General features: G+C 56.0%; 24 protein-coding genes. 10 read left to right on the top strand and 14 right to left on the bottom strand.

The window, feature by feature from the left end:
• Positions 1-110: 110 nt before the first annotated feature.
• The 3 genes from pfkA to cpxP all read right to left on the bottom strand — a co-directional run bounded on the left by pfkA (position 111) and on the right by cpxP (position 2,801).
• Positions 111-1,073 carry a 6-phosphofructokinase gene (pfkA, locus tag G0034_RS22655; RefSeq protein WP_014885714.1) on the bottom strand — a complete coding sequence of 321 codons (963 nt, stop codon included), beginning with the start codon at positions 1,071-1,073 and terminating at the stop codon, positions 111-113.
• Positions 1,074-1,247: 174 nt separating this feature from the next.
• On the bottom strand, positions 1,248-2,141 hold the full coding sequence (fieF, locus tag G0034_RS22660; protein WP_014885715.1) for a CDF family cation-efflux transporter FieF: 894 nt from the start codon (positions 2,139-2,141) through the stop codon (positions 1,248-1,250).
• A 153-nt stretch (positions 2,142-2,294) separates the two neighbouring features.
• Entirely contained in the window at positions 2,295-2,801 is a 507-nt protein-coding gene (cpxP, locus tag G0034_RS22665; protein ID WP_023331606.1) for a cell-envelope stress modulator CpxP, read from the bottom strand.
• A gap of 150 nt (positions 2,802-2,951) precedes the next feature.
• Between cpxP and cpxR the strand changes: the two genes are divergently transcribed.
• Together cpxR and cpxA are read left to right on the top strand one after the other, a co-directional pair.
• A complete protein-coding gene (gene cpxR, locus G0034_RS22670; RefSeq protein ID WP_006179159.1) occupies positions 2,952-3,650 on the top strand; it encodes an envelope stress response regulator transcription factor CpxR in 699 nt (232 codons plus the stop codon).
• Entirely contained in the window at positions 3,647-5,020 is a 1,374-nt protein-coding gene (gene cpxA, locus G0034_RS22675) for an envelope stress sensor histidine kinase CpxA (protein ID WP_014885717.1), read from the top strand. Before cpxR ends, cpxA begins: the two co-directional genes overlap by 4 nt.
• Positions 5,021-5,073: 53 nt before the next feature.
• Here cpxA and yiiM read toward each other — a convergent pair whose 3' ends face one another.
• Positions 5,074-5,748, bottom strand: coding sequence for a 6-hydroxyaminopurine reductase (yiiM, locus tag G0034_RS22680; RefSeq protein ID WP_014885718.1), 675 nt, complete (start codon positions 5,746-5,748; stop codon positions 5,074-5,076).
• A 71-nt stretch (positions 5,749-5,819) separates the two neighbouring features.
• Entirely contained in the window at positions 5,820-6,440 is a 621-nt protein-coding gene (gene sodA / locus G0034_RS22685; RefSeq protein ID WP_004203668.1) for a superoxide dismutase [Mn], read from the bottom strand.
• A gap of 289 nt (positions 6,441-6,729) precedes the next feature.
• Between sodA and rhaT the strand changes: the two genes are divergently transcribed.
• On the top strand, positions 6,730-7,764 hold the full coding sequence (gene rhaT, locus G0034_RS22690; RefSeq protein ID WP_014885719.1) for an L-rhamnose/proton symporter RhaT: 1,035 nt from the start codon (positions 6,730-6,732) through the stop codon (positions 7,762-7,764).
• Here rhaT and rhaR read toward each other — a convergent pair whose 3' ends face one another.
• Both rhaR and rhaS read right to left on the bottom strand, forming a co-directional pair.
• Positions 7,765-8,613 (bottom strand): HTH-type transcriptional activator RhaR, encoded by an 849-nt coding sequence (gene rhaR, locus G0034_RS22695; RefSeq protein WP_023336471.1) that lies wholly within the window; start codon positions 8,611-8,613, stop codon positions 7,765-7,767. It lies immediately after the preceding gene.
• A gap of 72 nt (positions 8,614-8,685) precedes the next feature.
• A complete protein-coding gene (gene rhaS / locus G0034_RS22700; protein ID WP_050862892.1) occupies positions 8,686-9,519 on the bottom strand; it encodes an HTH-type transcriptional activator RhaS in 834 nt (277 codons plus the stop codon).
• Between the two features lie 301 nt (positions 9,520-9,820).
• On the opposite strand from rhaS, the gene rhaB reads away from it, so the two are divergent.
• From rhaB to rhaM, 4 genes are all read left to right on the top strand, one after another.
• Positions 9,821-11,290 (top strand): rhamnulokinase, encoded by a 1,470-nt coding sequence (rhaB, locus tag G0034_RS22705; RefSeq protein WP_045281586.1) that lies wholly within the window; start codon positions 9,821-9,823, stop codon positions 11,288-11,290.
• Positions 11,287-12,546, top strand: a complete 1,260-nt coding sequence (gene rhaA, locus G0034_RS22710) for an L-rhamnose isomerase (protein WP_179121278.1) — start codon at positions 11,287-11,289, stop codon at positions 12,544-12,546. Before rhaB ends, rhaA begins: the two co-directional genes overlap by 4 nt.
• A gap of 72 nt (positions 12,547-12,618) precedes the next feature.
• Complete coding sequence (gene rhaD / locus G0034_RS22715; protein WP_179121279.1) at positions 12,619-13,449, top strand: rhamnulose-1-phosphate aldolase; 831 nt, start codon at positions 12,619-12,621, stop codon at positions 13,447-13,449.
• 27 nt (positions 13,450-13,476) lie between these two features.
• Positions 13,477-13,791, top strand: coding sequence for an L-rhamnose mutarotase (rhaM, locus tag G0034_RS22720; RefSeq protein ID WP_045134867.1), 315 nt, complete (start codon positions 13,477-13,479; stop codon positions 13,789-13,791).
• Here the strand turns inward: rhaM and G0034_RS22725 are convergent.
• The 4 genes from G0034_RS22725 to G0034_RS22740 all read right to left on the bottom strand — a co-directional run bounded on the left by G0034_RS22725 (position 13,779) and on the right by G0034_RS22740 (position 18,889).
• Positions 13,779-15,056 carry an MFS transporter gene (locus tag G0034_RS22725; protein ID WP_014885727.1) on the bottom strand — a complete coding sequence of 426 codons (1,278 nt, stop codon included), beginning with the start codon at positions 15,054-15,056 and terminating at the stop codon, positions 13,779-13,781. The two genes, rhaM and G0034_RS22725, sit on opposite strands and share 13 nt — an antisense overlap.
• A gap of 44 nt (positions 15,057-15,100) precedes the next feature.
• Positions 15,101-17,224 (bottom strand): alpha-galactosidase, encoded by a 2,124-nt coding sequence (locus G0034_RS22730; protein ID WP_117582080.1) that lies wholly within the window; start codon positions 17,222-17,224, stop codon positions 15,101-15,103.
• A gap of 103 nt (positions 17,225-17,327) precedes the next feature.
• Positions 17,328-18,323, bottom strand: a complete 996-nt coding sequence (locus G0034_RS22735; RefSeq protein ID WP_014885729.1) for a LacI family DNA-binding transcriptional regulator — start codon at positions 18,321-18,323, stop codon at positions 17,328-17,330.
• Between the two features lie 17 nt (positions 18,324-18,340).
• A complete protein-coding gene (locus tag G0034_RS22740) occupies positions 18,341-18,889 on the bottom strand; it encodes a helix-turn-helix domain-containing protein (RefSeq protein WP_014885730.1) in 549 nt (182 codons plus the stop codon).
• Positions 18,890-18,993: 104 nt separating this feature from the next.
• Between G0034_RS22740 and G0034_RS22745 the strand changes: the two genes are divergently transcribed.
• Together G0034_RS22745 and G0034_RS22750 are read left to right on the top strand one after the other, a co-directional pair.
• Entirely contained in the window at positions 18,994-19,653 is a 660-nt protein-coding gene (locus G0034_RS22745) for an AzlC family ABC transporter permease (protein ID WP_014885731.1), read from the top strand.
• On the top strand, positions 19,653-19,976 hold the full coding sequence (locus G0034_RS22750) for an AzlD domain-containing protein (RefSeq protein ID WP_117582082.1): 324 nt from the start codon (positions 19,653-19,655) through the stop codon (positions 19,974-19,976). Before G0034_RS22745 ends, G0034_RS22750 begins: the two co-directional genes overlap by 1 nt.
• A 40-nt stretch (positions 19,977-20,016) precedes the next feature.
• Here G0034_RS22750 and G0034_RS22755 read toward each other — a convergent pair whose 3' ends face one another.
• Positions 20,017-20,229, bottom strand: a complete 213-nt coding sequence (locus G0034_RS22755; RefSeq protein ID WP_014885733.1) for a YdgH/BhsA/McbA family protein — start codon at positions 20,227-20,229, stop codon at positions 20,017-20,019.
• A gap of 203 nt (positions 20,230-20,432) precedes the next feature.
• Between G0034_RS22755 and G0034_RS22760 the strand changes: the two genes are divergently transcribed.
• Positions 20,433-21,398 carry a hypothetical protein gene (locus G0034_RS22760; protein ID WP_286079224.1) on the top strand — a complete coding sequence of 322 codons (966 nt, stop codon included), beginning with the start codon at positions 20,433-20,435 and terminating at the stop codon, positions 21,396-21,398.
• 40 nt (positions 21,399-21,438) lie between these two features.
• On the opposite strand, the gene G0034_RS22765 is transcribed toward G0034_RS22760, so the two are convergent.
• Both G0034_RS22765 and fdhD read right to left on the bottom strand, forming a co-directional pair.
• Positions 21,439-21,651, bottom strand: a complete 213-nt coding sequence (locus tag G0034_RS22765) for a YdgH/BhsA/McbA family protein (protein WP_014885733.1) — start codon at positions 21,649-21,651, stop codon at positions 21,439-21,441.
• A 114-nt stretch (positions 21,652-21,765) separates the two neighbouring features.
• Positions 21,766-22,602 (bottom strand): formate dehydrogenase accessory sulfurtransferase FdhD, encoded by an 837-nt coding sequence (gene fdhD / locus G0034_RS22770; RefSeq protein ID WP_014885735.1) that lies wholly within the window; start codon positions 22,600-22,602, stop codon positions 21,766-21,768.
• Positions 22,603-22,892 lie beyond the last annotated feature (290 nt).

Consider the following 22,892-nt stretch of genomic DNA (forward strand, 5'->3'; position numbering starts at 1 on the left):
CCAGATGCCCTCACCCCAACTCTCTCCCACGGGAGAGGGAGCAAACATAAAAAACGGTAACCCAAGGGTTACCGTTTTGCATTTACCTTGCCACCGGGCAACAGAGCCGATCAGTACAGTTTTTTCGCGCAGTCCAGCCAGTCACCTTTGAACGGACGCTTCATATTTTCAATCGCGTCGATGATGTCATGGTGAACCAGTTTTTCGTTCTGAATACCGACGCAACGGCCGCCGTGACCCTGCAGCAGCAGATCGATAGCGTACGCGCCCATACGGGACGCCAGAATGCGGTCGTAAGGGCCAGGGGAACCGCCACGCTGGATGTGACCCAGTACGGTCGCGCGGGTTTCGCGCTTGGTTTCGGCTTCGATGTACTTCGCCAGCTCGTCAACGTCACAGATGTGCTCGGTGATAGCCACGATCGCGTGTTTTTTACCTTTCGCGATGCCGGCTTTGATTTCAGCGACCAGATCTTCACGGCTGAATTCCACTTCCGGAACCACCACGAACTCACAACCACCGGCAATCGCCGCGGCCAGGGTCAGGTCACCGCAGTAACGCCCCATCACTTCAACGATAGAGATACGCTGGTGAGAAGACGAGGTATCGCGCAGACGGTCGATCGCTTCAACAACGGTACCCAGTGCAGTAAAGAAGCCGATAGTGTAGTCAGTACCTTTGATGTCGTTGTCGATGGTGCCCGGCAGACCGATGCACGGGAAGCCCATTTCGGTCAGACGTTTTGCACCCATGTAAGAGCCGTCACCGCCGATAACCACCAGCGCGTCCAGACCGCGTTTTTTCATGTTCTCGATAGCCACTTCACGGATGTGTTCGTCACGGAATTCCGGGAAGCGCGCAGACCCAAGGAAGGTACCGCCACGGTTAATCATGTCGGACACGCTGTAACGGTCGAGCTGAACCATACGATCTTCATACAGACCCAGGTAACCATCATAGATACCAAAAACTTCCAGACCTTCCGTCAGCGCTGCACGGACAACACCACGAATTGCCGCGTTCATGCCCGGCGCATCACCGCCGCTTGTCAACACACCGATTTTCTTAATCATGACTACCTCTGAACTTAGGAATGCAAAATTGAAATCTGTTGCCGGAAGAAACTTATCGACCAACGAATACTGCAAATAGTATATCAATCCCTTCCAGCTGAATTGATTCAGGTCAGACCAAATGGCGGTAATTTATACACAAAATGCTGGCCTGGCTCACTTTTTTACAACCAATTACGAAAGCCCCACGTGTCCGGGTACAACCGAGCAGGGATCCTGGTGAATAATGACGTCTGAACCAGGAAAACGCTGCAAAATTGCCTGCTCGACCTGCTCAGCAATCACGTGAGCCTGTACCAGTGGCAGGTTGTCTTCCATTTCAATATGAATCTGAATAAAGCGGGTCGGCCCTGACTGCCGCGTTCGAAGATCGTGTGCACCGCTGACGCCAGGCCAGGAGGTCACAAGAGAAAAAATTTCATTGCGTTCTGCGTCCGGAAGGGCTCGGTCAAGCAACGATTGCACCGCGTCATACCCCATCCGTAAGGCGCTATACAAAATATAGATGCCGATACCTAACGCAAATAGCGCATCGGCCCGGTGCCAGCCATACCAGGCCAGGCCCAGCGCAATAAGAATTGCCCCATTCATCATAACATCAGATTGATAATGAAGCATATCCGCCCGTACAGCCTGGCTTTGCGTTTTGCGAACCACCCAGCGCTGGAACGTTACCAGAACAAGTGTGCTTATAAGTGCAACGACCGTCACCACTACGCCCACACCGGGATCGTTCATAGGTGTCGGCGAGACGAGATGCTGAATGCCGGTCAAAAACAGGAACAGTGCAGAACCGGAAATAAACATGCTTTGCGCCAGCGCGGCCAGCGACTCCGCTTTACCGTGCCCAAACGTGTGCTCTTCATCCGCGGGCTGCAGTGAATAGCGCACCACCAGCAGGTTGGTCAGCGAGGCGGCAATATCCATTAGCGAATCCACCAGCGCCGCCAGAATACTGACCGAACCGGTATACCACCAGGCAAAGATTTTAATCAGTAACAGGCCAGACGCCACAACGGTTGCCGCAATAGCGGCCCGGCTTACCAGCCTTCCATAGGATTGATTCATAAACGCTCCTGTCATGTCTTGCCGCTAGTATAACGGAAGCATAGGGGGACGGAGGATGAATAAACGGTTAACAAATCAGAATGCGGGGCAAAAAAAACCCCCACATCATGTGGGGGAAGACAGGGATGGTGTCTATGGCAAGGAAAACAGGGTTTACTGGTTACTACGGGTACTGCTATTGCTACTGAAAAGCGTCGCATCCAGGCTTCGCTGCATCCGTGCAACCTCACGCAACTGGTCCATTCGTTGCTGATGTCGGGTGTTCAAAACCGCTTGCTGCTCGGGCGTTAGCAGGTGGAACATCTGGTTACGGACCTTCGCCATCTCTACCTGGCGGGCAACCTGTTCCTGCGCCATTTTTTCGGCCTGAGCGCGTACAGCGCTTTCGTCAAAATTTTCTGCGGTGACAAGGCGATGCATTGTCTCCATTTCGCTAACATTAACAGGGGGCTGGTCGTGTCGTGCCCTCTGCATCAGATCTCGCATCTGTTGACGCTGATGTTCGGTTAAACTTATGCCGTCAAACATATGGCTTTGGCTACTGAGCTGCGTTGCGCCCTCTGGTGAGGGACCGGTATCGCCGTTGATAGCTACAGCGGCCTGGCTAAACGCACTGAACGCCAGCGTTGAGGCCATGACGGCAGCGGTAACTTTGCGCATCACTTGCTCCCAAAATCTTTCGTGTCGCGATTCAACGAGAGACAGTCTACGATTCAGGCTGCAAACATGCGTCAGGGGGTGTAAAACAACGTAAAGTCATGGATTAGATAGCCTTGATGTCGTAATTTCTGCCTCGGAGGTATTTAAACAATGAATAAAATCCTGTTAGTTGATGATGACCGAGAGCTCACATCCCTTTTAAAGGAGTTGCTCGACATGGAAGGTTTCAACGTCCTGGTTGCCCATGATGGCGAGCAGGCGCTGAGTCTCCTTGACGACAGCATCGATTTACTTTTGCTCGACGTCATGATGCCGAAGAAAAACGGTATTGATACGCTGAAAGAGCTTCGCCAGACACACCAGACCCCCGTTATCATGCTGACCGCCCGCGGCAGCGAACTTGACCGCGTTCTCGGCCTTGAGCTGGGTGCGGATGACTATTTACCGAAACCGTTCAACGATCGTGAACTGGTGGCCCGTATTCGCGCTATCCTGCGCCGTTCCCACTGGAGCGAGCAGCAGCAGAATACCGACAACAGCTCACCCACGCTGGAAGTGGACTCCCTGAGCCTGAACCCAGGTCGTCAGGAAGCGAGCTTCGACGGTCAGACCCTGGAGTTGACCGGCACAGAGTTCACCCTGCTTTATCTGCTGGCGCAGCACCTCGGCCAGGTGGTATCGCGTGAACACCTGAGTCAGGAAGTGCTGGGCAAACGTCTTACCCCGTTTGACCGCGCCATCGACATGCACATCTCTAACCTGCGCCGCAAGCTGCCGGAGCGTAAAGACGGTCACCCATGGTTTAAAACCCTGCGTGGTCGCGGCTATCTGATGGTTTCCGCTTCATGATAGGCAGCTTAACCGCCCGCATCTTTGCCATCTTCTGGCTGACGCTGGCCCTGGTTTTAATGCTCGTGTTGATGTTGCCAAAACTCGACTCACGCCAGATGACGGAGCTTCTTGACAGCGAGCAACGTCAGGGCGTGATGATCGAGCAGCATGTTGAAGCGGAGCTGGCAAACGATCCGCCGAACGATTTGATGTGGTGGCGCAGGCTGTTTCGCGCTATCGACAAGTGGGCGCCGCCCGGGCAACGCCTTTTGCTGGTCACCAGCGAAGGCCGCGTCATTGGGGCCGATCGCAATGAAATGCAGATTATCCGTAACTTTATTGGCCAGGCGGATAATGCCGATCACCCACAGAAAAAGAAATATGGTCGGGTAGAGATGGTCGGTCCTTTCTCGGTACGGGATGGGGAAGACAATTACCAGCTCTATTTGATTCGCCCTGCGAGCAGTTCCCAGTCCGATTTCATCAACCTGCTGTTTGACCGTCCGCTCCTGCTGCTGATTGTTACCATGCTGGTCAGCTCGCCGCTGCTGTTATGGCTGGCGTGGAGTCTGGCAAAACCCGCACGTAAGCTGAAAAACGCCGCCGATGAAGTGGCGCAGGGTAACCTGCGACAACACCCTGAGCTGGAAGCGGGGCCACAGGAATTCCTTGCCGCCGGGACCAGTTTTAACCAGATGGTCAGCGCCCTCGATCGAATGATGACCGCACAGCAGCGTCTGCTATCGGACATCTCGCACGAGCTGCGCACCCCGCTTACGCGTTTGCAGCTTGGCACCGCGCTGTTGCGCCGCCGCAGTGGGGAAAGTAAAGAGCTGGAGCGTATTGAAACGGAAGCTCACCGCCTGGACAGCATGATTAATGACCTGCTGGTGATGTCACGCAACCAGCAGAAAAACGCGCTGGTCAGCGAAACGGTGAAAGCCAATCACCTGTGGCATGAGGTGCTGGACAACGCGGCGTTCGAAGCGGAACAGATGGGCAAATCGTTCACCGTCAACTTCCCGCCGGGTCCATGGCCGCTGTACGGCAACCCCAACACGCTGGAAAGCGCGCTGGAGAATATTGTGCGTAACGCTCTGCGCTACTCGCATACCAAGATTGAGGTGGCGTTCTCGGTAGATAAAGACGGGATCACCGTTATCGTGGATGACGACGGTCCTGGTGTCAGCCCTGAAGATCGGGAGCAGATTTTCCGTCCGTTCTACCGTACTGACGAAGCGCGCGACCGTGAATCCGGCGGTACAGGTTTGGGTCTGGCAATTGTTGAAACCGCCATGCAACAGCATCGCGGCTGGGTGAAAGCTGACGACAGCCCGCTGGGCGGGTTGCGGTTAACGCTGTGGCTGCCGTTGTATAAGCGTTCGTAACGGTATGTGCCGGGTGGCGGCTTCGCCTTACCCGGCCTACTTTCTGCGGAGCACTATTTTCCCCACAATCTCCGCGAATTATCTTCGATCTTGTTGCTTAACCGCCGCTTCTGCATCGTTCTGGTCCAGCTGGTCGATAACCCCGCCGCAGACAGCAACCGATGATATTGTTCATCATCAAACGGCATATGCCAGGCGATGGCGCAGGCGTCATACACCGACACGTCGCTCAGGCGCGAAGCCAGCTCAAGCGGCGCATCCGCCGAAACCTGCCCGGCCAGCACCACACGGTACAGCCAGCCGGTTTTACCCGCGCTTTGCAGCTGGGCCGACATATCCTGAATGCCGAAGTGGTAGTTGAGCTTGAAGCACGGCGAGCGAGGCTGCGTCACCTGAATCAGGGCGTCGCCCCAGCGATAAATATCGCCGATAAACACGTTCTTTTCCGTCAGCCCTTCCGTCGAGAGATTCTCACCAAATGCAGGCGCGACGAAGAGGTCCGCCTGGTCAGGAAATTCGGTTTTCCAGTGCTGATAGTGCTCGCGAGGATAGTGACACAGCGCGCGATCCGGCCCGCCGTGGATTTTCTTTTCGGCCTGCTCATCGCCTGCCAGCCCAAGGTCGGTTAAGGTCAGTTCACCGTCAACCTGCACTTTCGCGATGGCGCTCGGGCGGCTGCCGTCGTACTCCCTTACCTTGCCTGTAAACACATTCACCGGGTAATGCATCGCTGCCTCCATTACGCAGATACAAAAAAAGCGAGTCATCAGACTCGCTTCTCACAGGCGTCAATGCAACCTTATTTTTTAGCGGCGAAACGCGCTGCTGCTTCGTCCCAGTTCACCACATCCCAGAACGCTTTGATGTAGTCAGGGCGACGGTTCTGGAACTTCAGGTAGTAAGCGTGTTCCCACACGTCCAGACCCAGGATCGGGAAGCCGGATGCGCCAGAGATCGCTTCACCCATCAGCGGGGAGTCCTGGTTAGCAGTGGAAACCACCGCCAGTTTGTCACCTTTCAGAACCAACCACGCCCAGCCAGAGCCGAAACGGGTTGCAGCGGCTTTTTCGAATTCCGCTTTGAAGTTGTCAACGGAGCCGAAGTCGCGCTCGATAGCCGCTTTCAGGTCGCCCTGCAGGGTGGTACCGGTTTTCAGGCCTTTCCAGAACAGGCTGTGGTTAGCGTGGCCGCCCGCGTTGTTACGCAGAACGGTTTTCTTGTCCGCTGGCAGCTGGTCCAGTTTAGTGATCAGTTCTTCAGCAGACAGGTTAGCGAACTCTGGCAGGCTTTCCAGCGCAGCATTCGCGTTGTTCACATAGGTCTGGTGGTGTTTAGTGTGATGGATTTCCATCGTCTGCTTGTCGAAATGCGGTTCCAGTGCGTCGTAGGCATACGGCAGGGATGGCAGTGTATAACTCATAATCCTCTCCATTATTGTCGGGCGGCACAGCTGTTAATGCCGCGTAAGCAGTTGGTTCATTATAGTTAATTAAATGATATTGAAAATGATTATCAATGCCGTAGTTTTTGTAAGGTCATTCCTTTTCTGATGAAGCGTGAAAATGTGAATCTGCTCACGCGCTTAACGCGTTGATTGCCATTTAAAACCAAAGTGCGGCAGCCTCCCGAAGGTGGTCGTTCTGCTTAATTTTTACACTCATCGGGTCGGTGGGATGCCATTGACCGATAAAAACGATGAGGACGTAAACATGAATCATGCGATTACGATGGGTATTTTCTGGCATTTGATAGGTGCGGCCAGTGCAGCCTGCTTCTATGCTCCGTTTAAAAAAGTCAGGCAGTGGTCATGGGAAACCATGTGGTCGGTTGGCGGTGTGGTCTCCTGGATCCTGCTTCCCTGGGCCATCAGCGCCATGCTACTCCCGGATTTCTGGGGCTACTTCTCCTCTTTTAACGCCTCCACTCTGCTGCCGGTGTTTCTGTTTGGTGCCATGTGGGGCATCGGCAATATTAACTACGGCCTCACCATGCGCTATCTCGGCATGTCGATGGGGATCGGCATCGCGATTGGCATCACGCTGATTGTCGGCACTCTGATGACGCCCATCCTCAACGGTAACCTCGACGTGTTACTGAATACCGAAGGCGGCAGAATGACGTTGCTGGGCGTGCTGGTAGCGGTTATTGGCGTCGGAATAGTGACCCGCGCGGGCCAGTTGAAAGAGCGCAAGATGGGCATTAAAGCCGAGGACTTTAACCTGAAAAAGGGTCTGCTGCTGGCGGTAATGTGCGGCATCTTCTCCGCCGGAATGTCGTTTGCCATGAACGCCGCCAAACCGATGCACGAGGCGGCCGCCGCGCTGGGCGTCGACCCGCTGTACGTGGCGCTGCCCAGCTACGTGGTGATCATGGGCGGCGGCGCACTGGTTAACCTCGGCTATTGCGTAATTCGTCTGGCAAAAGTTGAGAGTTTGTCGCTAAAAGCCGACTTCTCACTGGCAAAACGGGTCATCATCACCAACGTACTGCTTTCGGCACTCGGCGGACTGATGTGGTACCTGCAGTTCTTTTTCTACGCCTGGGGACACGCCAGCATCCCGGCACAATATGACTATATGAGCTGGATGCTACACATGAGCTTCTACGTGCTGTGCGGCGGACTGGTGGGTCTCATCTTGAGGGAGTGGAACAATGCCGGACGCCGACCGGTGGGCGTTCTGAGCCTGGGCTGCGTGGTGATTATCATTGCGGCCAACATTGTCGGCCTCGGTATGGCGAACTGATTACGCCGCCCTGCGACTGTGATGACGCCATTGCACCGGCGTCATCCCTACCTCGCGATTAAAGACCACCGAAAAGTAGTTACTGTCCTCAAAGCCGCAGCGCATTGCCACGTCACTGACCATGAACTCTGTATGCTGGAGCAAATACTGGGCGTGGCAAATGCGCAGCTGGCGCAAATAGTGATTTACCGTCATGCCCGTCTGGGTACGGAACTGCTGACGCAGGGCACGTTCGCTGCACTGCTCCTGCTCGCAGAACTTTTCCAGAACAAAGCTTTTATTCAGGCTGGCCGCCAGCGTGGCAATCAGCTTATCGAGCAGGGTCTCCTGCTGCGTGGCAGAGGGGTTATCCGTCTCGTAGCGATGCCGTTTAAGCATCATCACCAGCTGTGCGAAGAGGATCTCCGCCATCGGGTTAGCCAGCGGATCGGTTTTATAGCTCTCCTGTTCAAGGAGGGAAATGGCCTGACGGATGGCAGTCATGCCGCTGCTGCTTAAACGCCAGTGTGGCGAGCCTTTCGCGCCGTTGAAGCCGGGAATGCATGCTGCCCAGTCAACGTTAAGGCTGAGCCGATCGGGGCAGTAGATAACGTTCTGTAAAACCAGGTCATTCACCGAGGCGTAGGCGTGTTTATCTTCGGCACGAATGTAAAACAGATCCCCCCGGGTAATGCGGTAAGGCCGATCGTTGAGAATGTGCAGACCGTTGCCGCGCCACACCAGCACCAGCTCATAAAATTCGTGCGTGTGTTCAGCAAAGACGTTTTGCGGATAGCGATCCGCCACCGCAACAGCTTGTTCAGCGGAGGCAAAAAAGTCATCTTTGCGAAGAATTAACGGTGCGGCCACATCACCACCTCAACGGCGAAAACCTGACATTATTACCCGCTTTACGGCAGCAAAACGTTGACTGGGCTCGCGTTACTGTAGTGAGGTGTCCCTCCCCTGGCGAATATCACGCGGAGACCAGCTGAACTCCCGACGAAACAGCGTCGAAAAGTGGTTACTGTCGCCGAAACCGCAGCGATAAGCGATATCCGTGACGCTTTCATCACTGTGGCGAAGCAGGTGGCGCGCTTTTATCAGCCGCAGTCGGTTAAGGTAACGCTGGGGCGTCTGCCCGGTTCGCTGCTTAAGCTGGCGGTGCAGGGTGCGCAGGGAGAGTGAAAAATGACTCGCCAGCATTTCCCAGCAGATATCCTCGGCAAAATGTTCCTCCAGCCAGGCCATCAGCTGGTTCAGGCGGGCTTCGCTGCTCTCCCCCTCCACCGGGTTACTGCGGCGCAACGCCACCAGCAGCTGCATAAACAACATCTCGCGCGTGGCGAGCGCATGCATCTCCTGTCCGTCCTGACTCTGCTCCATCTGAAGCAAAATCTGGCGAACCTGCTGCAGCGTGGCCTGATTCACGCGCCAGTGCGACGGATAATGTCCTTCCTTCTCCTGCGGCAGTAGCTGATGAAGCCCCGCGAGAAACTGGAATGCGTCCGGGGATCGATAGAGCACGTTCGTCAGGCACAGGTTGTCGGTATGCTCATACAGATGCCGATCGTGGTCGCGCACAAAGCAGACTGTGCCGCCGCTGATGGTGTAGGGCTGACCGTTAAAGACATGGATGCCCGTGCCATGCTCAACAATCACGATTTCATGAAAATCATGATGATGCTCCGGGAAAGCCGCCTGCGGCAGCCGCGGCTCTATCGCCACAGGCGAGCCATCCGCCGGAAAAAAGTCCACGCTGTGCAGTACGGTCATAACGCCCCCCACCAATGAGAAATGTTCTCAAAATAGTAAATAAGGCCTCTCACCCTCACCTTAAATTTTCGACAGCAAACGCCGCAAAACCTGCCTGTTTTTCAAGAATAAGCGGGAAAGATCCGGAATTGCGGTCAACGTCACAGTGGCTGAACGGCGCGCCTTCGCGGAAAAGTGTGAACCCCCTCACGTTCACCTTTGCTTTCTTGCCAGCACGGGTTGCGGACTGTCAGTGGCGAGAAGGTGGTCTTTTCGCCCCTTTTTTACACTCAGCGCTAATGATTTCAAGAAGGATCCGACCATGACCTTTCGCCATTGTGTCGCTGTGGATTTAGGCGCATCCAGCGGCCGTGTAATGCTCGCCACCTGGGACTGCGACCAGCACACCCTTTCCCTTCGCGAGATGCATCGTTTTGCGAACTGCCTGCAAAAACAGGACGGCTTTGATACCTGGAACATTGATGAACTTGAGACGGAGATCCGTACCGGGCTCAAAAAAGTCTGCGATAGCGGGATCCTCATCGACAGCATCGGCATAGATACCTGGGGCGTCGATTATGTCTTGCTGGACAGCAGCGGCGCTCGCGTTGGCCTGCCCGTCTCCTACCGCGACAGCCGCACGGATGGCCTGATGGCGCACGCCATCGCCCGGCTCGGTAAGGATGATATCTACGGGCGCAGCGGCATACAGTTTCTGCCGTTTAACACGCTTTATCAGCTGCGCGCGCTGGTCGAGCAGCAGCCAGGGCTGGCAGCAGACGTTGCCCATGTGCTGCTGATCCCGGACTACCTGAGCTATCGCCTGACCGGCAACATGAACTGGGAATACACCAACGCCACCACCACCCAGCTGGTCAACATCAACTCGGATAACTGGGATGAGCACCTGCTGGCCTGGACGGGCGCATCCCCGGCGTGGTTCGGTACGCCGACCCATCCCGGCAACGTCATCGGCCAGTGGGTGTGTCCGCAGGGGAATGCGATCCCGGTCGTTGCCGTGGCGAGCCACGATACCGCCAGCGCGGTTATTGCCTCACCGCTTTGCGGTAAAGATGCCGCCTATCTCTCTTCCGGCACCTGGTCGCTGATGGGCTTTGAAAGCAAAACGCCTTACGTCAGCGAGGAGGCAATGGCCGCAAATATCACCAACGAAGGCGGGGCCGAAGGGCGCTATCGGGTGTTAAAGAACATTATGGGGTTGTGGCTGCTCCAGCGGGTGCTTAAGGAGCAGAAAATTACCGATCTGCCCGGGCTTATCGCCGACACCGAAAAGCGCAAAGCCTGTACGTTCCTGATTCATCCCAATGACGATCGCTTTATCAATCCGGCGCACATGAGCACCGAGATCCAGGCCGCCTGCCGCGAGGCCGGACAGCCTGTACCATCAAGCCCGGCCGAACTGGCGCGCTGTATTTTTGACAGCCTTGCCCTGCTTTATGCGGATGTGCTGAGCGAGCTGGCCAGCCTTCGCGGCAGACCGTTCGACACGCTGCATATTGTTGGCGGCGGTTGCCAGAACGCGCTGTTAAACCAGCTTTGTGCCGATGCCTGCGGCATCACCGTGGTGGCGGGCCCGGTCGAGGCCTCCACGCTCGGCAATATCGGCATTCAGCTGATGACCCTTGACGAACTGGCCAGCGTGGACGATTTCCGCTCGGTAGTCACCGCTAGCGGCAGCCTGACCACGTTCCTTCCCGATCCCTGCCATGAAATTGCCCGCTACCGGACGCAGTTTCAGCAAAACCGACTGACTAAGGAGCTTTGCGCATGACCACTCAACTTGAACAAGCCTGGAACCTGGCTAAACAGCGTTTCGCCGCCGTCGGCGTGGATGTCGAAGCGGCACTGCGTCAGCTCGACCGTCTGCCGGTCTCCATGCATTGCTGGCAGGGCGATGACGTCGCCGGCTTCGAAAACCCAGGCGGTTCCCTGACGGGGGGTATTCAGGCAACCGGTAACTATCCCGGGAAAGCGCGCAACGCGATCGAACTGCGCGCCGATCTGACGCTGGCGCTCAGCCTGATACCCGGTCCGAAGCGCCTGAACCTGCACGCGATTTATCTGGAATCCGACGAGCCGGTCGCGCGTAATGAAATCCAGCCGAAACACTTTAAAAACTGGGTGGCGTGGGCAAAAGCCAACGGTCTGGGCCTGGACTTCAACCCGTCCTGCTTCTCGCACCCGCTCAGCGCTGACGGCTTTACCCTCGCCCATGCCAGTCACGAGATCCGTCAGTTCTGGATCGACCACGTGAAGGCCTGCCGCCGCGTTTCAGCCTGGTTTGGTGAACAGCTTGGCACCCCGTCGGTGATGAATATCTGGATCCCGGACGGCATGAAGGATGTCACCATTGACCGCCTCGCCCCGCGCCAGCGCCTGCTGGCTGCACTGGATGAAGCCATTAGTGAGAAGCTTAACCCGGCGCACCATATTGATGCCGTGGAGAGCAAGCTGTTCGGCATTGGCGCGGAGAGTTATACCGTCGGCTCGAACGAGTTCTATATGGGTTACGCCACCAGCCGCCAGACTGCCCTGTGTCTGGATGCCGGGCACTTCCACCCGACGGAGGTCATCTCCGACAAAATCTCTGCCGCCATGCTCTACGTGCCGCGCCTGCTGCTGCACGTCAGCCGTCCGGTGCGCTGGGACAGCGACCATGTGGTGTTGCTGGATGACGAAACGCAGGCCATTGCCAGCGAGATCGTTCGCCACGACCTGTTCGACCGCGTCCATATTGGCCTCGACTTCTTTGACGCCTCCATCAACCGCATCGCGGCGTGGGTTATCGGCACCCGCAACATGAAGAAAGCGCTGCTTCGTGCCCTGCTGGAGCCCACTGAAGCACTGAAACAGCTGGAGCAGGAAGGTGACTACACGGCCCGCCTGGCGCTGCTGGAAGAGCAGAAATCGCTGCCGTGGCAGGCCGTGTGGGAAATGTACTGTCAGCGCAACGACGTACCAACAGGCAGCCAGTGGCTGGAGAACGTGCGGGCGTATGAGAAAGACGTGTTGTGCACACGCGGGTGATTCAACCCTCCCCGCAATATAAGTAGGCCGGGTAAGCATAGCGCCACCCGGCATTTTCAAAGGAACCACAGTATGCAGACCATCACCCATTCCTGGTTCGTCCAGGGCATGATTAAAGCCACCTCTGACGCCTGGTTGAAAGGGTGGGATGAGCGTAACGGCGGCAACCTGACGCTGCGCCTGGACGATGCCGACATCGAGCCGTACGCCGCTGATTTCCACCAAAAACCGCGCTATATCGCCCTGAGCCAGCCGATGCCGCTGCTCGCTAACACGCCGTTTATCGTCACCGGATCCGGCAAGTTCTTTCGCAACGTCCAGCTCGACCCGCAGGCCAGTCTCGGCGTCGTGAGGGTGGACAGCGACGGCGCGGGCTACCACATTCTTTGGGGGCTCACGGACGAGGCAGTACCCACCTCTGAACTGCCAGCGCACTTCCTCTCGCACTGCCAGCGCATCAAGGCGACCCACGGTAAAGACCGCGTCATCATGCACTGCCACGCCACCAATCTGATTGCCCTGACCTACGTGGTGGAAAACAACGCCGATCTCATCACCCGCAAGCTGTGGGAAGGCAGCACCGAGTGCCTGGTGGTCTTCCCGGACGGCGTCGGCATTCTGCCGTGGATGGTGCCCGGTACCGACGAGATCGGCCAGGCAACCGCCAAAGAGATGCAAAAGCATTCTCTGGTGCTGTGGCCATTCCACGGTGTTTTCGGCAGCGGCCCGACGCTGGATGAAACTTTCGGCCTGATCGATACCGCTGAAAAATCAGCTGAAGTGCTGGTGAAGGTCTATTCCATGGGCGGTATGAAGCAGACCATTACCCGGGAAGAGCTGATTGCACTCGGTAAACGCTTTGGCGTTACACCGATGCAGTCGGCACTGGATTTGTACCCATAGCCGTCCGCGAAAGCGACTGGAGGCATGATGATCCGCAAAGCGTTTGTGATGCAGGTAAACCCGGACGCGCACGAGGAGTATGCGCGTCGCCATAACCCCATATGGCCCGAGCTTGAAGCAGTGCTGAAAGACCACGGCGCGCACCGCTACGCCATTTATCTCGACAAAGCACGCAACCTGCTGTTTGCGACCGTAGAGATTGAATCGGAGGAGCGCTGGCGCGCGGTAGCGAATACCGACGTTTGCCAGCGCTGGTGGGAACATATGGGCGACGTTATGCCGTCAAACCCGGATAACAGCCCGGTGAGTACGGAGCTTACCGAAGTGTTTTACCTGGACTGATGTGTTAACGCTGCTGCCCCCGAGGCGGCAGCAATCTCCTGCCTGCTGCTCAACGTAAACGCCGACACCACCGTAATTGCCAGCACGAAACAGCCCAGCATCAAATACGTCTCCTGGAAACCGATCCGGTCATACATATTTCCGGCAAAGGCAGAAAGGAAAATCGCCGCCGACTGTTTGGCAAACTGGAAGCCGATCAGATAGATAGTCGCCGACAGTCGGGTATCAAACACCCCGGTGATGTACTTAAAGGCGCCCACCAGCAGGAACGGGACTTCCAGCGCGTGCAGCATCTTCAGGGCAATCACCTCCACGGCAGTGGTAGCGAACGACGAGCCGATAATACGCGTCGCCATTATCACCCCGGCGATCAGCAGCGTATTTTTCGCGCCGATACGGTTAATGATCCACGGCGAGCAGAACATGATGATGGCGTTACAGATTTCCCCCGCCGTGGTGGCAAAGCCAAAGGCGCGAGTGCCTTCCTGCGGCGTGGCGAAGAAGGTTTTAAAGAAGGTGGCAAACTGCTGATCGAAAACGTCATACACGCAGGCAACGCCAATCACGTACAGAATGAACATCCACATTCTGCGCTGGCGGAACAGCTTAAAGACGGTTCTGGCAGTGATCTGCGGCTGGTTGGCTCCCAGGGCGTTCATCACCTGCGCCGTCTGGTTGGGCTTCGGCTTCGCGACCACCAGCAGCAGCATCAACAGCAATGCGGCCCCTGATCCCATCCAGAATACATACGACGGATCGATGCCGAACAGGATGCCGCCCGTAGACGCGCATAGCCCCCAGCCGAGACAGCCGAACATGCGCGCCTTGCCGTATTCGAAGAAGCTGTTGCGGCTCACGCGTTCGATGTAGGCCTCGATTGCGCCCGATCCCGCCGAGAAGACAAAACCGATATACAACCCGCCGCTCAACGCCCCCAGCCAGATACTGGTTTTCAGCAGGGGCGCGAAGACGTACAGGAAGAACGGTGCGAACAGGAATAACAGCACCGAGATTATCCACAGCAGGTGTTTTTTCAGCCCCAGCTTGTCCGAAATCACCCCCAGCACCGGCTGGAACGCAATGGCCGACAGCGAGATGCAGGAGAAAACAATCCCGGTATGGGTTTTATTCAGGCCGATGATATCCGACAGCCAGATCGGCAGGAACGGAAAGCAGGTGGCCATGATGAAGAAGTAGAGAAAGAAGAACAGCCCGAAGATCCAGAAATTTGGGTTGTCTTTGTGGGTACAGGTTGTTGTGTTCATTATTTTTATCCTCAACGGAGGGCCAGTTTCCCGGCCCATCACCTTTACACGCGTTCCACGCCAATCAGAATGGCGGTTTCCGGATCGAGAATCGGCAGCGCAATGCCCGCCTGCATCAGCCACTCACCGCTCACCGTTTGCGGTGTTTCCATCCACGCCGGCAGCTTGCGCATGGTGTGCCCGCCTTCGCCCGTAATTTGAATATTCGGGTGATCGAGCAGCGCGACGCGGTACTGCGCGCTGGCCTCCAGCCCCGGCATGCGCAGCGGCATCATCAGGCTGTAATCCGGCATCGCGAGCTGGCTGACCATAAATAGCCCCTGCGCCTTGTCTTCGCTCACAATCCCCTGCGCCAGCGTGGTGGCGTCCGGCATATCAATCCGCCATTGGGTGCCGTTGTGGATCACCTCTCGCCACTGCTTGTGCAGCGCGGCGTAATGTCGGTACCCCTCGCGCTCCTGCGCGTCCACGGTGAGCGGATCCAGCTCCAGCCCCATATGGCCAAACAGCGCCGTCAGGCCGCGAAATTCAATGCTGTGCTGGCGGAAGGTGGCGTGGCATTTATGATGACCGATATGCGCCCCCATCACCTCCGGCGGGAAAAAATAGCTCATGCCACGCTGGATGGTGCTGCGCTCCAGCGCGTCGTTGTTGTCGGACGCCCAGAAGCGATGGCTCCGGCTCAGCACTTCGTAATCAATGCGCCCGCCGCCGGAAGAGCAGGATTCGAATTCAATATGCGGGAAGCGCTCGCCCAGCACATCCAGCAGCCGGTAAAACTGACGGGTCTGGGCGTCGGCGGCGGCTTTACCGTTGTGTCCCGGCTGCACCAGCTCGCGGTTCATGTCCCACTTCACGTAGTCGATCGCATGCTCGCCCAGCAGCCAGCTCATGCGTTCCACAAGATAATCAAAAGCCTGCGGAATGTTGAGGTTGAGCACCAGCTGATGACGCCCGGTCGCCTGGGCATAGCCCGGCAGCGCCAGCACCCAGTCAGGATGCGCGCGATACAGATCGGAGTCCGGGTTGATCATCTCCGGCTCAACCCAGATGCCAAACTCCATGCCGAGCCGTTTGACGTGGTCAATCACCGGCGTCAGGCCATTCGGATATTTTTTCTCATCCAGATACCAGTCGCCCAGCGCGGCGTGGTCGTCATTGCGGCCTTTGAACCAGCCGTCGTCAATAATAAAGCGCTCCACGCCCAGCGTGGCGGCCTCGTCGGCCATGCGCATGATGTAATCCGGATCGTGGTTGAAGTAGATCCCCTCCCAGGTATTGAGGTGTACCGGACGCGGTTTATTTTCCGGGAAGCGGATGACGTTGTCGCGCAGGTAGCGATGGAAAGACTGGCTCATGCCGTTCAGGCCCCGCGGGGAGTAGCTGGCATACAGGCGCGGTGTCCAGAGCGTATCGCCCTCTTCTATCGCCATTTCCCCCGACAGGTAGAGCGCTTCGGCCTGAATATAACGGCGACCGTCGGTTTTCGCTTCCGCGCGCAGGCGATGGTTCCCGCTCCAGCCCAGATGCACGCCCCAGACGTCACCCTGCATTTCGCTGAACGATGGCGTACCGGCTATCAGTGCAGGAAAGTGTTCGTGGGAGGTTTTACCCCGGCGGTTTTCAATCACAACGCTGTCGTGCTCAAGGTTTACGCGGTGCGGCTGGAACTCTCTGATCCAGCGTCCGTGGAAGGCCATCACCTCCCGGGCGCGCTCGGCCACCGGCAGCGTGACGGCAAAGCGGTCAACCTGCCAGGGACGTGCTTTCAGGTTCGTTAAACCGTGACGAACCACCAGCACGCCGCTGTCGTCCAGCGCCAGCTCGCTGGTCAGACGCAGGCCCGCATAGTCATCTTCAGCGGTAATCGTCAGGGTGTTTAATTCCTGCTGTACCCGCGTAGTTCTGAATACCGGGGAACCGTCCAGCCCCTGTCGGTGCCCCTCAATACCCGGCGAGCCAAACAGGCCATGCCCGAGTTCAGCCATCAGCGTAACCGGAGAATCGACATCCAGCCTGCCGTTAGCAACGGGCCGCGAAAGGGTTTCAGCATTTTGCGGCAAAAAGTGCTGAAGATGCGGCCCCCAGTAAATAATTTCGGCGAACGGGCGCGTTTTTATCACCACATCTACCGTTGCGCTTTCAAGTCGTAAAATAGAATCTTGCATCAGACATCTCCTGTCATGGGATGCCTTGAGTTTTGATCCGAAACGTTTCGGATACAAACCAAAACGTTTCGGATTTGTGATCGGGTTTAGAAAATGGAGATATTCAGGCCGTCTGGCCGGGGGAGAATTCCGGTTGCCAGAGCACCTGAAGCTGCGCAATATCGTCGCCGTTAATTAGCCGGCGGACCATGTCGGCAATCTGTTTTCCGACACCCTGACGGGTGGACTGGATCACCGACGCCACGTCGGTATCGACGATACTGTCCTGCGGCAGTCCGTCGTAGACCACCAGCGACACGGCGTTGTCGCCGGATAAACGCCCCAGCTGTTCGAGCGCCATCGCCGCCCCGTCGCCGTGGGTGTTGCAGTCAGTAATGATCGCCGTGGGCGGTTGCGGCAGGGCAAGCAGTTCTTTCGTGGTGGCATATCCCACGCGGCGCGACGGCGGCATGGCGCGCAGCCATTCGCTGGAAAGCCCGGCTTCCCGCAGAGCGTCCAGATAGCCCTGACGGCGCTGGGTGATAAATGCCTGATTATTGCTTTCGCCGAGCAGCGCAATACGCTGATGGCCTTTCTCAATCAGCCAGCGGGTAGCATTGTACGTACCGGCATAGTTATCGAAATCAAACCACGCGTAAGGCTGCGGCAGCTGGCTGCGCCCAAGCGCCAGGAAAGGGAACCCGGCGGCCTGCAGCTGCTCAAGCCGCGGATCGCGATCCAGCGTATGCGCCACAATCAGCGCATCGACGCGCCGGCTCTGTACCATGCGCATATAGCTGTGCTTATCCGCCAGATCGTCATCGGCAATGAGCAGTAAGTCGATCTCATGTCGCGCCAGTTCGTGGCTAATTTCGCCGACCATGTCCATAAATACACTGTTATTGAGCGGAACAGGATGGACGGGAAACACCAGCCCGACCGCGTCAATTTTGCCCATCTTCAGGCGGCGGGCGAAGGTGTTAGGTCGGTAACCACGGCGCTGAGCCTCGGCTTCCACGCGGGCGCGCGTCTCAGCAGAGACGTCGTCATAGCCGTTGAGGGCGCGGCTGACGGTCGTAATGGAGAGTCCCAGCTCTTTGGCAATGGCTTTAAGCGACATGATTTTCCGTATCTACGTTAATTTTGTTCCGCCACCAGCAACGCATGCGTGTCTGGCTCCAGCGCCTTAAAAATGTGCGGCTGGTCGGCGGGGTAACAGATGTAATCCCCGGCGGCGAGCTCTTCTGCCGCATCCAGCAGGCCGACCAGGGCCCTTCCCTGCATGACGATAATATGTTCTACCGAGCCAGGCGAATGCGGCTGAGAAATGCGGTCTGCACCCGGCTGGGTCATCAGGAGATAGACATCCCGTCGCGCGCCTGGCGGGCACGCAGCCAGCAGTATGGCTTCATAGTTTGCCTGTCCGGCAACCACTTTCGTTCCTTCACCACGGCGGATCACCTGCGTGCTCGGCAACTGCGGCTCCAGCAAACGGGCGAAGGGAATATCCAGCGCCACGCAGAGCGACCACAGCGTCTCCAGGCTGGGGTTGCCGTTGCCGGATTCCAGCTGGGAAAGCGTGGATTTAGCGATCCCGGCACGGCGGGCAATTTCCGCCAGTGAAAGCCCGGTTCGCAGGCGTTCTCGCACCAGGCTTTTGGCGATTACGCTAATTGGCTGCGTCATATAACGGCCCTTTTTGTTCTATAAATCGAACGAATCGTTCGTCTTGAAAAACAGTTCTGTTGCGTTCATTATAATGGATACACGTTCGATATGGCTAAAATTGTATGAAGCATCATCTCTCCTGCCTTAAAGGCGACACGATAAAAGCAATCATCCTGGTTTGCCTCGCGGTCGGCGTGGTCGGGATGTCTTACGGCTCACTGGCGATGGCCTACGGTTTCCCGCTTTGGGTGCCGTTTGTTCTCTCGCTCACCGTCCTCGCGGGCGCATCGGAATTTATGTTTATCGGCATTGTGGCCAGCGGCGGTAACCCTCTGGCGGCGGCGGCAGCCGGTTTGCTGGTCAACGCACGCCATGTGCCGTTTGGCGTGACGGTGCGTGAACTGGTAGGCAAGCGCGGCCTGAGCCTGTTGGGCTGCCACATTATGAATGACGAAAGCGTGGTGTTTGGCCTGTCGCAAAAAACGCCCGAGCAGCGTAAGGCGGCGTACTGGTTATGTGGTTTAGGCGTTGCAATTATCTGGCCGGTGGGCGCCTTGCTGGGCGCCATGGTCGGTAAGCTGCTCCCGGCCCCGGAAACCATCGGGCTGGATGCGGTCTTTCCGGCCATTCTGCTGGCGTTAGTGGTTCCCGCGTTTAAAAACCGTACCACGTTAATCCGCGCCTGTAGCGGTGCCGTGCTATCCCTGGCTGCCGTACCGTTTGCCCCGGTGGGATTACCGGTGCTGCTCTCTTTACTCGGTCTCGCTGCGAGGAAGAAATAATGGAAAATATGACGATTTTTATTCTCGGCATCGCCATTTTGTCTGCGGGAACCTATTTGATGCGTCTCGGCGGAGCAAAACTCGGCAACCGACTGGCACTCTCTGAACGATCTCAGGCGCTGCTGTCAGATGCGGCAACGGTGTTGCTGTTTTCTGTGGCGCTGGCGACCACATTTTATGAAGGGGAACATTTCGCCGGGATGGCGCGCGTGCTGGGCGTGGCGTTTGCGGTATTTCTGGCGTGGCGAAAAATGCCATTGATTGTGGTGATCATCGCGGCGGCAGTAGTGACGGCGCTACTGCGCGTGGCGAGCATAAACTAAAAAAGCGCCCCGGGGGCGCTCTTTCGACGGTGTGACTGGCTTATTTATTCAGTTCAGCAGTCATGTGTACGCGGTTACCCGTGAATGCCTGGGTAATTTTGTAGGATGATGCACCCGCTTCCTGAGCCTGTGCCGCGATTTTAGCTTCTGCACCGTCGATGGTAGAGGCGGTTGCGGTCACAGTCTGTGCAGCGAAAGAACCGAAAGAAGCAGCCAGAGCGATTACAGCGACAAAAGTTTTGATGCTTTTCATGATATAAACCCTTTCATTAAGTTGTTCAGGTAAGGCACTGTGCCTTGATGAGATAAATACTAGACCTCATCGCGAACAACTAAAAGCGGAAGGATTTGCTATTATCATTCAAAATTACTGAACTCAAAAAAACGTCATGCATTGCGCTGATATCTGTTTCCTGATGTCCTGAACGTCAGCCTTTTTCAGGGAGAAAAACGCCGATGCAAAGCAGAAAACAACCCTCATTCCTCATCAGACATAGTACTGCCGTCCATTTTATCGCTTATGCGGGCGCCATTTTTGTCATAACGCCCTTTAACAGTAAAGCGATGCCCGTCTTCGTCTGGATGGCCATGCTGATAGCCTGCGCTATCATCATTTCCTCACGCATAAAACCCCTCACGCTGTTGCAGCTGTCCCAAATGGAATGGGGTGAATACAAAAAAATAGCGGGCTCGACGCTGATGTCTTCTCTGCTGTTTTTAACATCGTGTGTGGCATTTAAATATTTCGCCAGAAATGGCCTGGAGCTACCCGTCACGCTCGCGATCGGGACGGTGGGATGTATCTACTATTCCATCACCCTCTATCTGGACGCCGTGGATGATGACAGAAAGAAAATTGCGAAAAAGGCTTTCACCCTTACACGTGGTGTATGGCTGTTAATTTCCTTCATCTGCTACATACTGGCGCGAAAGGTCTTTATGGACGTCACGGATGTCACCTACGAGGCGACTTTCAATAAAATTACGTCGTTTGGGTTCTTTTTAATCTTCTGCACCTTATTCTTTTCCATGGTATTTCTGCTATTCACGATGGCGCTTCCCTTGTTGCAGAATTCATCGGTCCAGTTTAACGTCATGGCGATTTCTGCCCCCCTTTTCTGCGCTGGCTATATCTTCTTTATTGCCTATAACCTCAATACCAGCCGGGTGCTTGAATACGTCCTCAATGTGACAATCGATTACGACACTCGGGATACGTTTTACTGTAACAATGAATATCGAATTCTCAACGACTATCCCAATGCGCGCTTTATGATGGTAGGTGAAGGTAATTATCGCGTGTTTACGCCAAAAAAGCGGGATTACGGGATCTGGCGTCTGACCTGTAAAAACGTCGCGCCTTTTTATTCCCTGGTAGAGGTTCAGGATAGAAAAGATATTGTTAAAAAAGAGAAAAAATAAAAAAGCGCCCCGTGGGCGCTCTTTCGACGGTGTGACTGGCTTATTTATTCAGTTCAGCAGTCATGTGTACGCGGTTACCCGTGAATGCCTGGGTAATTTTGTAGGATGATGCACCCGCTTCCTGAGCCTGCGCCGCGATTTTAGCTTCTGCACCGTCGATGGTAGAGGCGGTTGCGGTCACAGTCTGTGCAGCGAAAGAACCGAAAGAAGCAGCCAGAGCGATTACAGCGACAAAAGTTTTGATGCTTTTCATGATATAAATCCTTTCGTTAAGTTGTTTTGGTAAGGCACCGTGCCTTGATGAGATAAATACTAGACCTCATCCCGAACAACTAAAAGCGGAAGGTTTTGCCTGAAACATTCAAAATTATTGATCAACTATTAATCGCTGCGGATGGGTATAGATTGTTGCCCTTCCCGGCTTGCAGAACCCGACCAGCGTCAGGTTGCAGCGCTCCGCCACTTCCACCGCCAGCGTTGTGGCCGCCGATACCGCAAACAGGATTTCCACACCGCACATTGCGGACTTTTGCACCATCTCATAACTTGCACGGCTGGAAACGAGCGCCGCGCCCTGTTGCCAGACCTCGCTTTCTCGCGCCCGGCGTCCCAGCAGCTTATCCAGCGCGACATGGCGACCCACGTCTTCATGCCCTCCGGCAATATCGCCCGACGGCAACACCCACGCCGCCGCATGCGTACAACCGCTCAACTGGCCGATGGGCTGTACGTCGTTGAGATGTTCAAGCGCATGATCAAGGTGTGCCAGATTGAAGGTCTGGGTAAACGGCAGCGGCGCAACGGGCTTGCCGATATCATTGAGCTGCTCAACGCCACACACGCCGCAGCCGGTGCGTCCGGCCAGCGCGCGGCGGCGCTCTTTCAACCCCATAAAGCGACGGCTGGAGAGTTCGATTTGCACTTCAAGACCGTTACACGCCTTCACCACGTCCATCCCGTAGATCTCCTGCGGATGCGCAATAATGCCTTCCGAGAGAGAAAAGCCAATGGCGAACAGGTCGAGATCTTTCGGCGAAGCCATCATCACCACATGCGAAATACCGTTGTAAACAAGCGCAACAGGCACTTCTTCCGCCAGCAAATCGGGCGTGGCGTGGGTAATGTGGGGCGGTCTGCGTACCGACAGTTCCACAATGCCTGCAGGCAGTGGCGACGAGTGGGTAGCACGGTTTTGTTTAGACACAGCGGTATTCCTGAACAACCACGGAGGTGAGCCTGCTATTGCAGCATAAACAACAGGCCTTACGCATAGTATGGATCAACTTTTCGACAATCATTCTCCTACTCATTTAGAAGGGGTGCAACCCGGCCAGCGCTACACCGCTTTAACATGCAGAAGCAATAGCGTGATCTGTATCACACTTTATAATCAACATGGTGATAATACGTTCACTTTGTATTAACGCCATTAGAACAGGTGTACCGACATTGTGGTATTCTGATGATATCCCTCGGAGAAATGAGGGATTAACG

Source organism: Enterobacter sp. T2 (assembly GCF_010692925.1).
Lineage (GTDB): Bacteria > Pseudomonadota > Gammaproteobacteria > Enterobacterales > Enterobacteriaceae > Enterobacter > Enterobacter kobei.

What these genes read in the sequence shown, in the direction of transcription:
- pfkA (WP_014885714.1), bottom strand. Translation starts at nt 1,073, where the DNA reads ATGATTAAGAAAATCGGTGTGTTGACAAGCGGCGGTGATGCGCCGGGC.
- fieF (WP_014885715.1), bottom strand. Translation starts at nt 2,141, where the DNA reads ATGAATCAATCCTATGGAAGGCTGGTAAGCCGGGCCGCTATTGCGGCA.
- cpxP (WP_023331606.1), bottom strand. Translation starts at nt 2,801, where the DNA reads ATGCGCAAAGTTACCGCTGCCGTCATGGCCTCAACGCTGGCGTTCAGT.
- cpxR (WP_006179159.1), top strand. Translation starts at nt 2,952, where the DNA reads ATGAATAAAATCCTGTTAGTTGATGATGACCGAGAGCTCACATCCCTT.
- cpxA (WP_014885717.1), top strand. Translation starts at nt 3,647, where the DNA reads ATGATAGGCAGCTTAACCGCCCGCATCTTTGCCATCTTCTGGCTGACG.
- yiiM (WP_014885718.1), bottom strand. Translation starts at nt 5,748, where the DNA reads ATGCATTACCCGGTGAATGTGTTTACAGGCAAGGTAAGGGAGTACGAC.
- sodA (WP_004203668.1), bottom strand. Translation starts at nt 6,440, where the DNA reads ATGAGTTATACACTGCCATCCCTGCCGTATGCCTACGACGCACTGGAA.
- rhaT (WP_014885719.1), top strand. Translation starts at nt 6,730, where the DNA reads ATGAATCATGCGATTACGATGGGTATTTTCTGGCATTTGATAGGTGCG.
- rhaS (WP_050862892.1), bottom strand. Translation starts at nt 9,519, where the DNA reads ATGACCGTACTGCACAGCGTGGACTTTTTTCCGGCGGATGGCTCGCCT.
- rhaB (WP_045281586.1), top strand. Translation starts at nt 9,821, where the DNA reads ATGACCTTTCGCCATTGTGTCGCTGTGGATTTAGGCGCATCCAGCGGC.
- rhaA (WP_179121278.1), top strand. Translation starts at nt 11,287, where the DNA reads ATGACCACTCAACTTGAACAAGCCTGGAACCTGGCTAAACAGCGTTTC.
- rhaD (WP_179121279.1), top strand. Translation starts at nt 12,619, where the DNA reads ATGCAGACCATCACCCATTCCTGGTTCGTCCAGGGCATGATTAAAGCC.
- rhaM (WP_045134867.1), top strand. Translation starts at nt 13,477, where the DNA reads ATGATCCGCAAAGCGTTTGTGATGCAGGTAAACCCGGACGCGCACGAG.
- G0034_RS22725 (WP_014885727.1), bottom strand. Translation starts at nt 15,056, where the DNA reads ATGAACACAACAACCTGTACCCACAAAGACAACCCAAATTTCTGGATC.
- G0034_RS22730 (WP_117582080.1), bottom strand. Translation starts at nt 17,224, where the DNA reads ATGCAAGATTCTATTTTACGACTTGAAAGCGCAACGGTAGATGTGGTG.
- G0034_RS22735 (WP_014885729.1), bottom strand. Translation starts at nt 18,323, where the DNA reads ATGTCGCTTAAAGCCATTGCCAAAGAGCTGGGACTCTCCATTACGACC.
- G0034_RS22740 (WP_014885730.1), bottom strand. Translation starts at nt 18,889, where the DNA reads ATGACGCAGCCAATTAGCGTAATCGCCAAAAGCCTGGTGCGAGAACGC.
- G0034_RS22745 (WP_014885731.1), top strand. Translation starts at nt 18,994, where the DNA reads ATGAAGCATCATCTCTCCTGCCTTAAAGGCGACACGATAAAAGCAATC.
- G0034_RS22750 (WP_117582082.1), top strand. Translation starts at nt 19,653, where the DNA reads ATGGAAAATATGACGATTTTTATTCTCGGCATCGCCATTTTGTCTGCG.
- G0034_RS22755 (WP_014885733.1), bottom strand. Translation starts at nt 20,229, where the DNA reads ATGAAAAGCATCAAAACTTTTGTCGCTGTAATCGCTCTGGCTGCTTCT.
- G0034_RS22760 (WP_286079224.1), top strand. Translation starts at nt 20,433, where the DNA reads ATGCAAAGCAGAAAACAACCCTCATTCCTCATCAGACATAGTACTGCC.
- G0034_RS22765 (WP_014885733.1), bottom strand. Translation starts at nt 21,651, where the DNA reads ATGAAAAGCATCAAAACTTTTGTCGCTGTAATCGCTCTGGCTGCTTCT.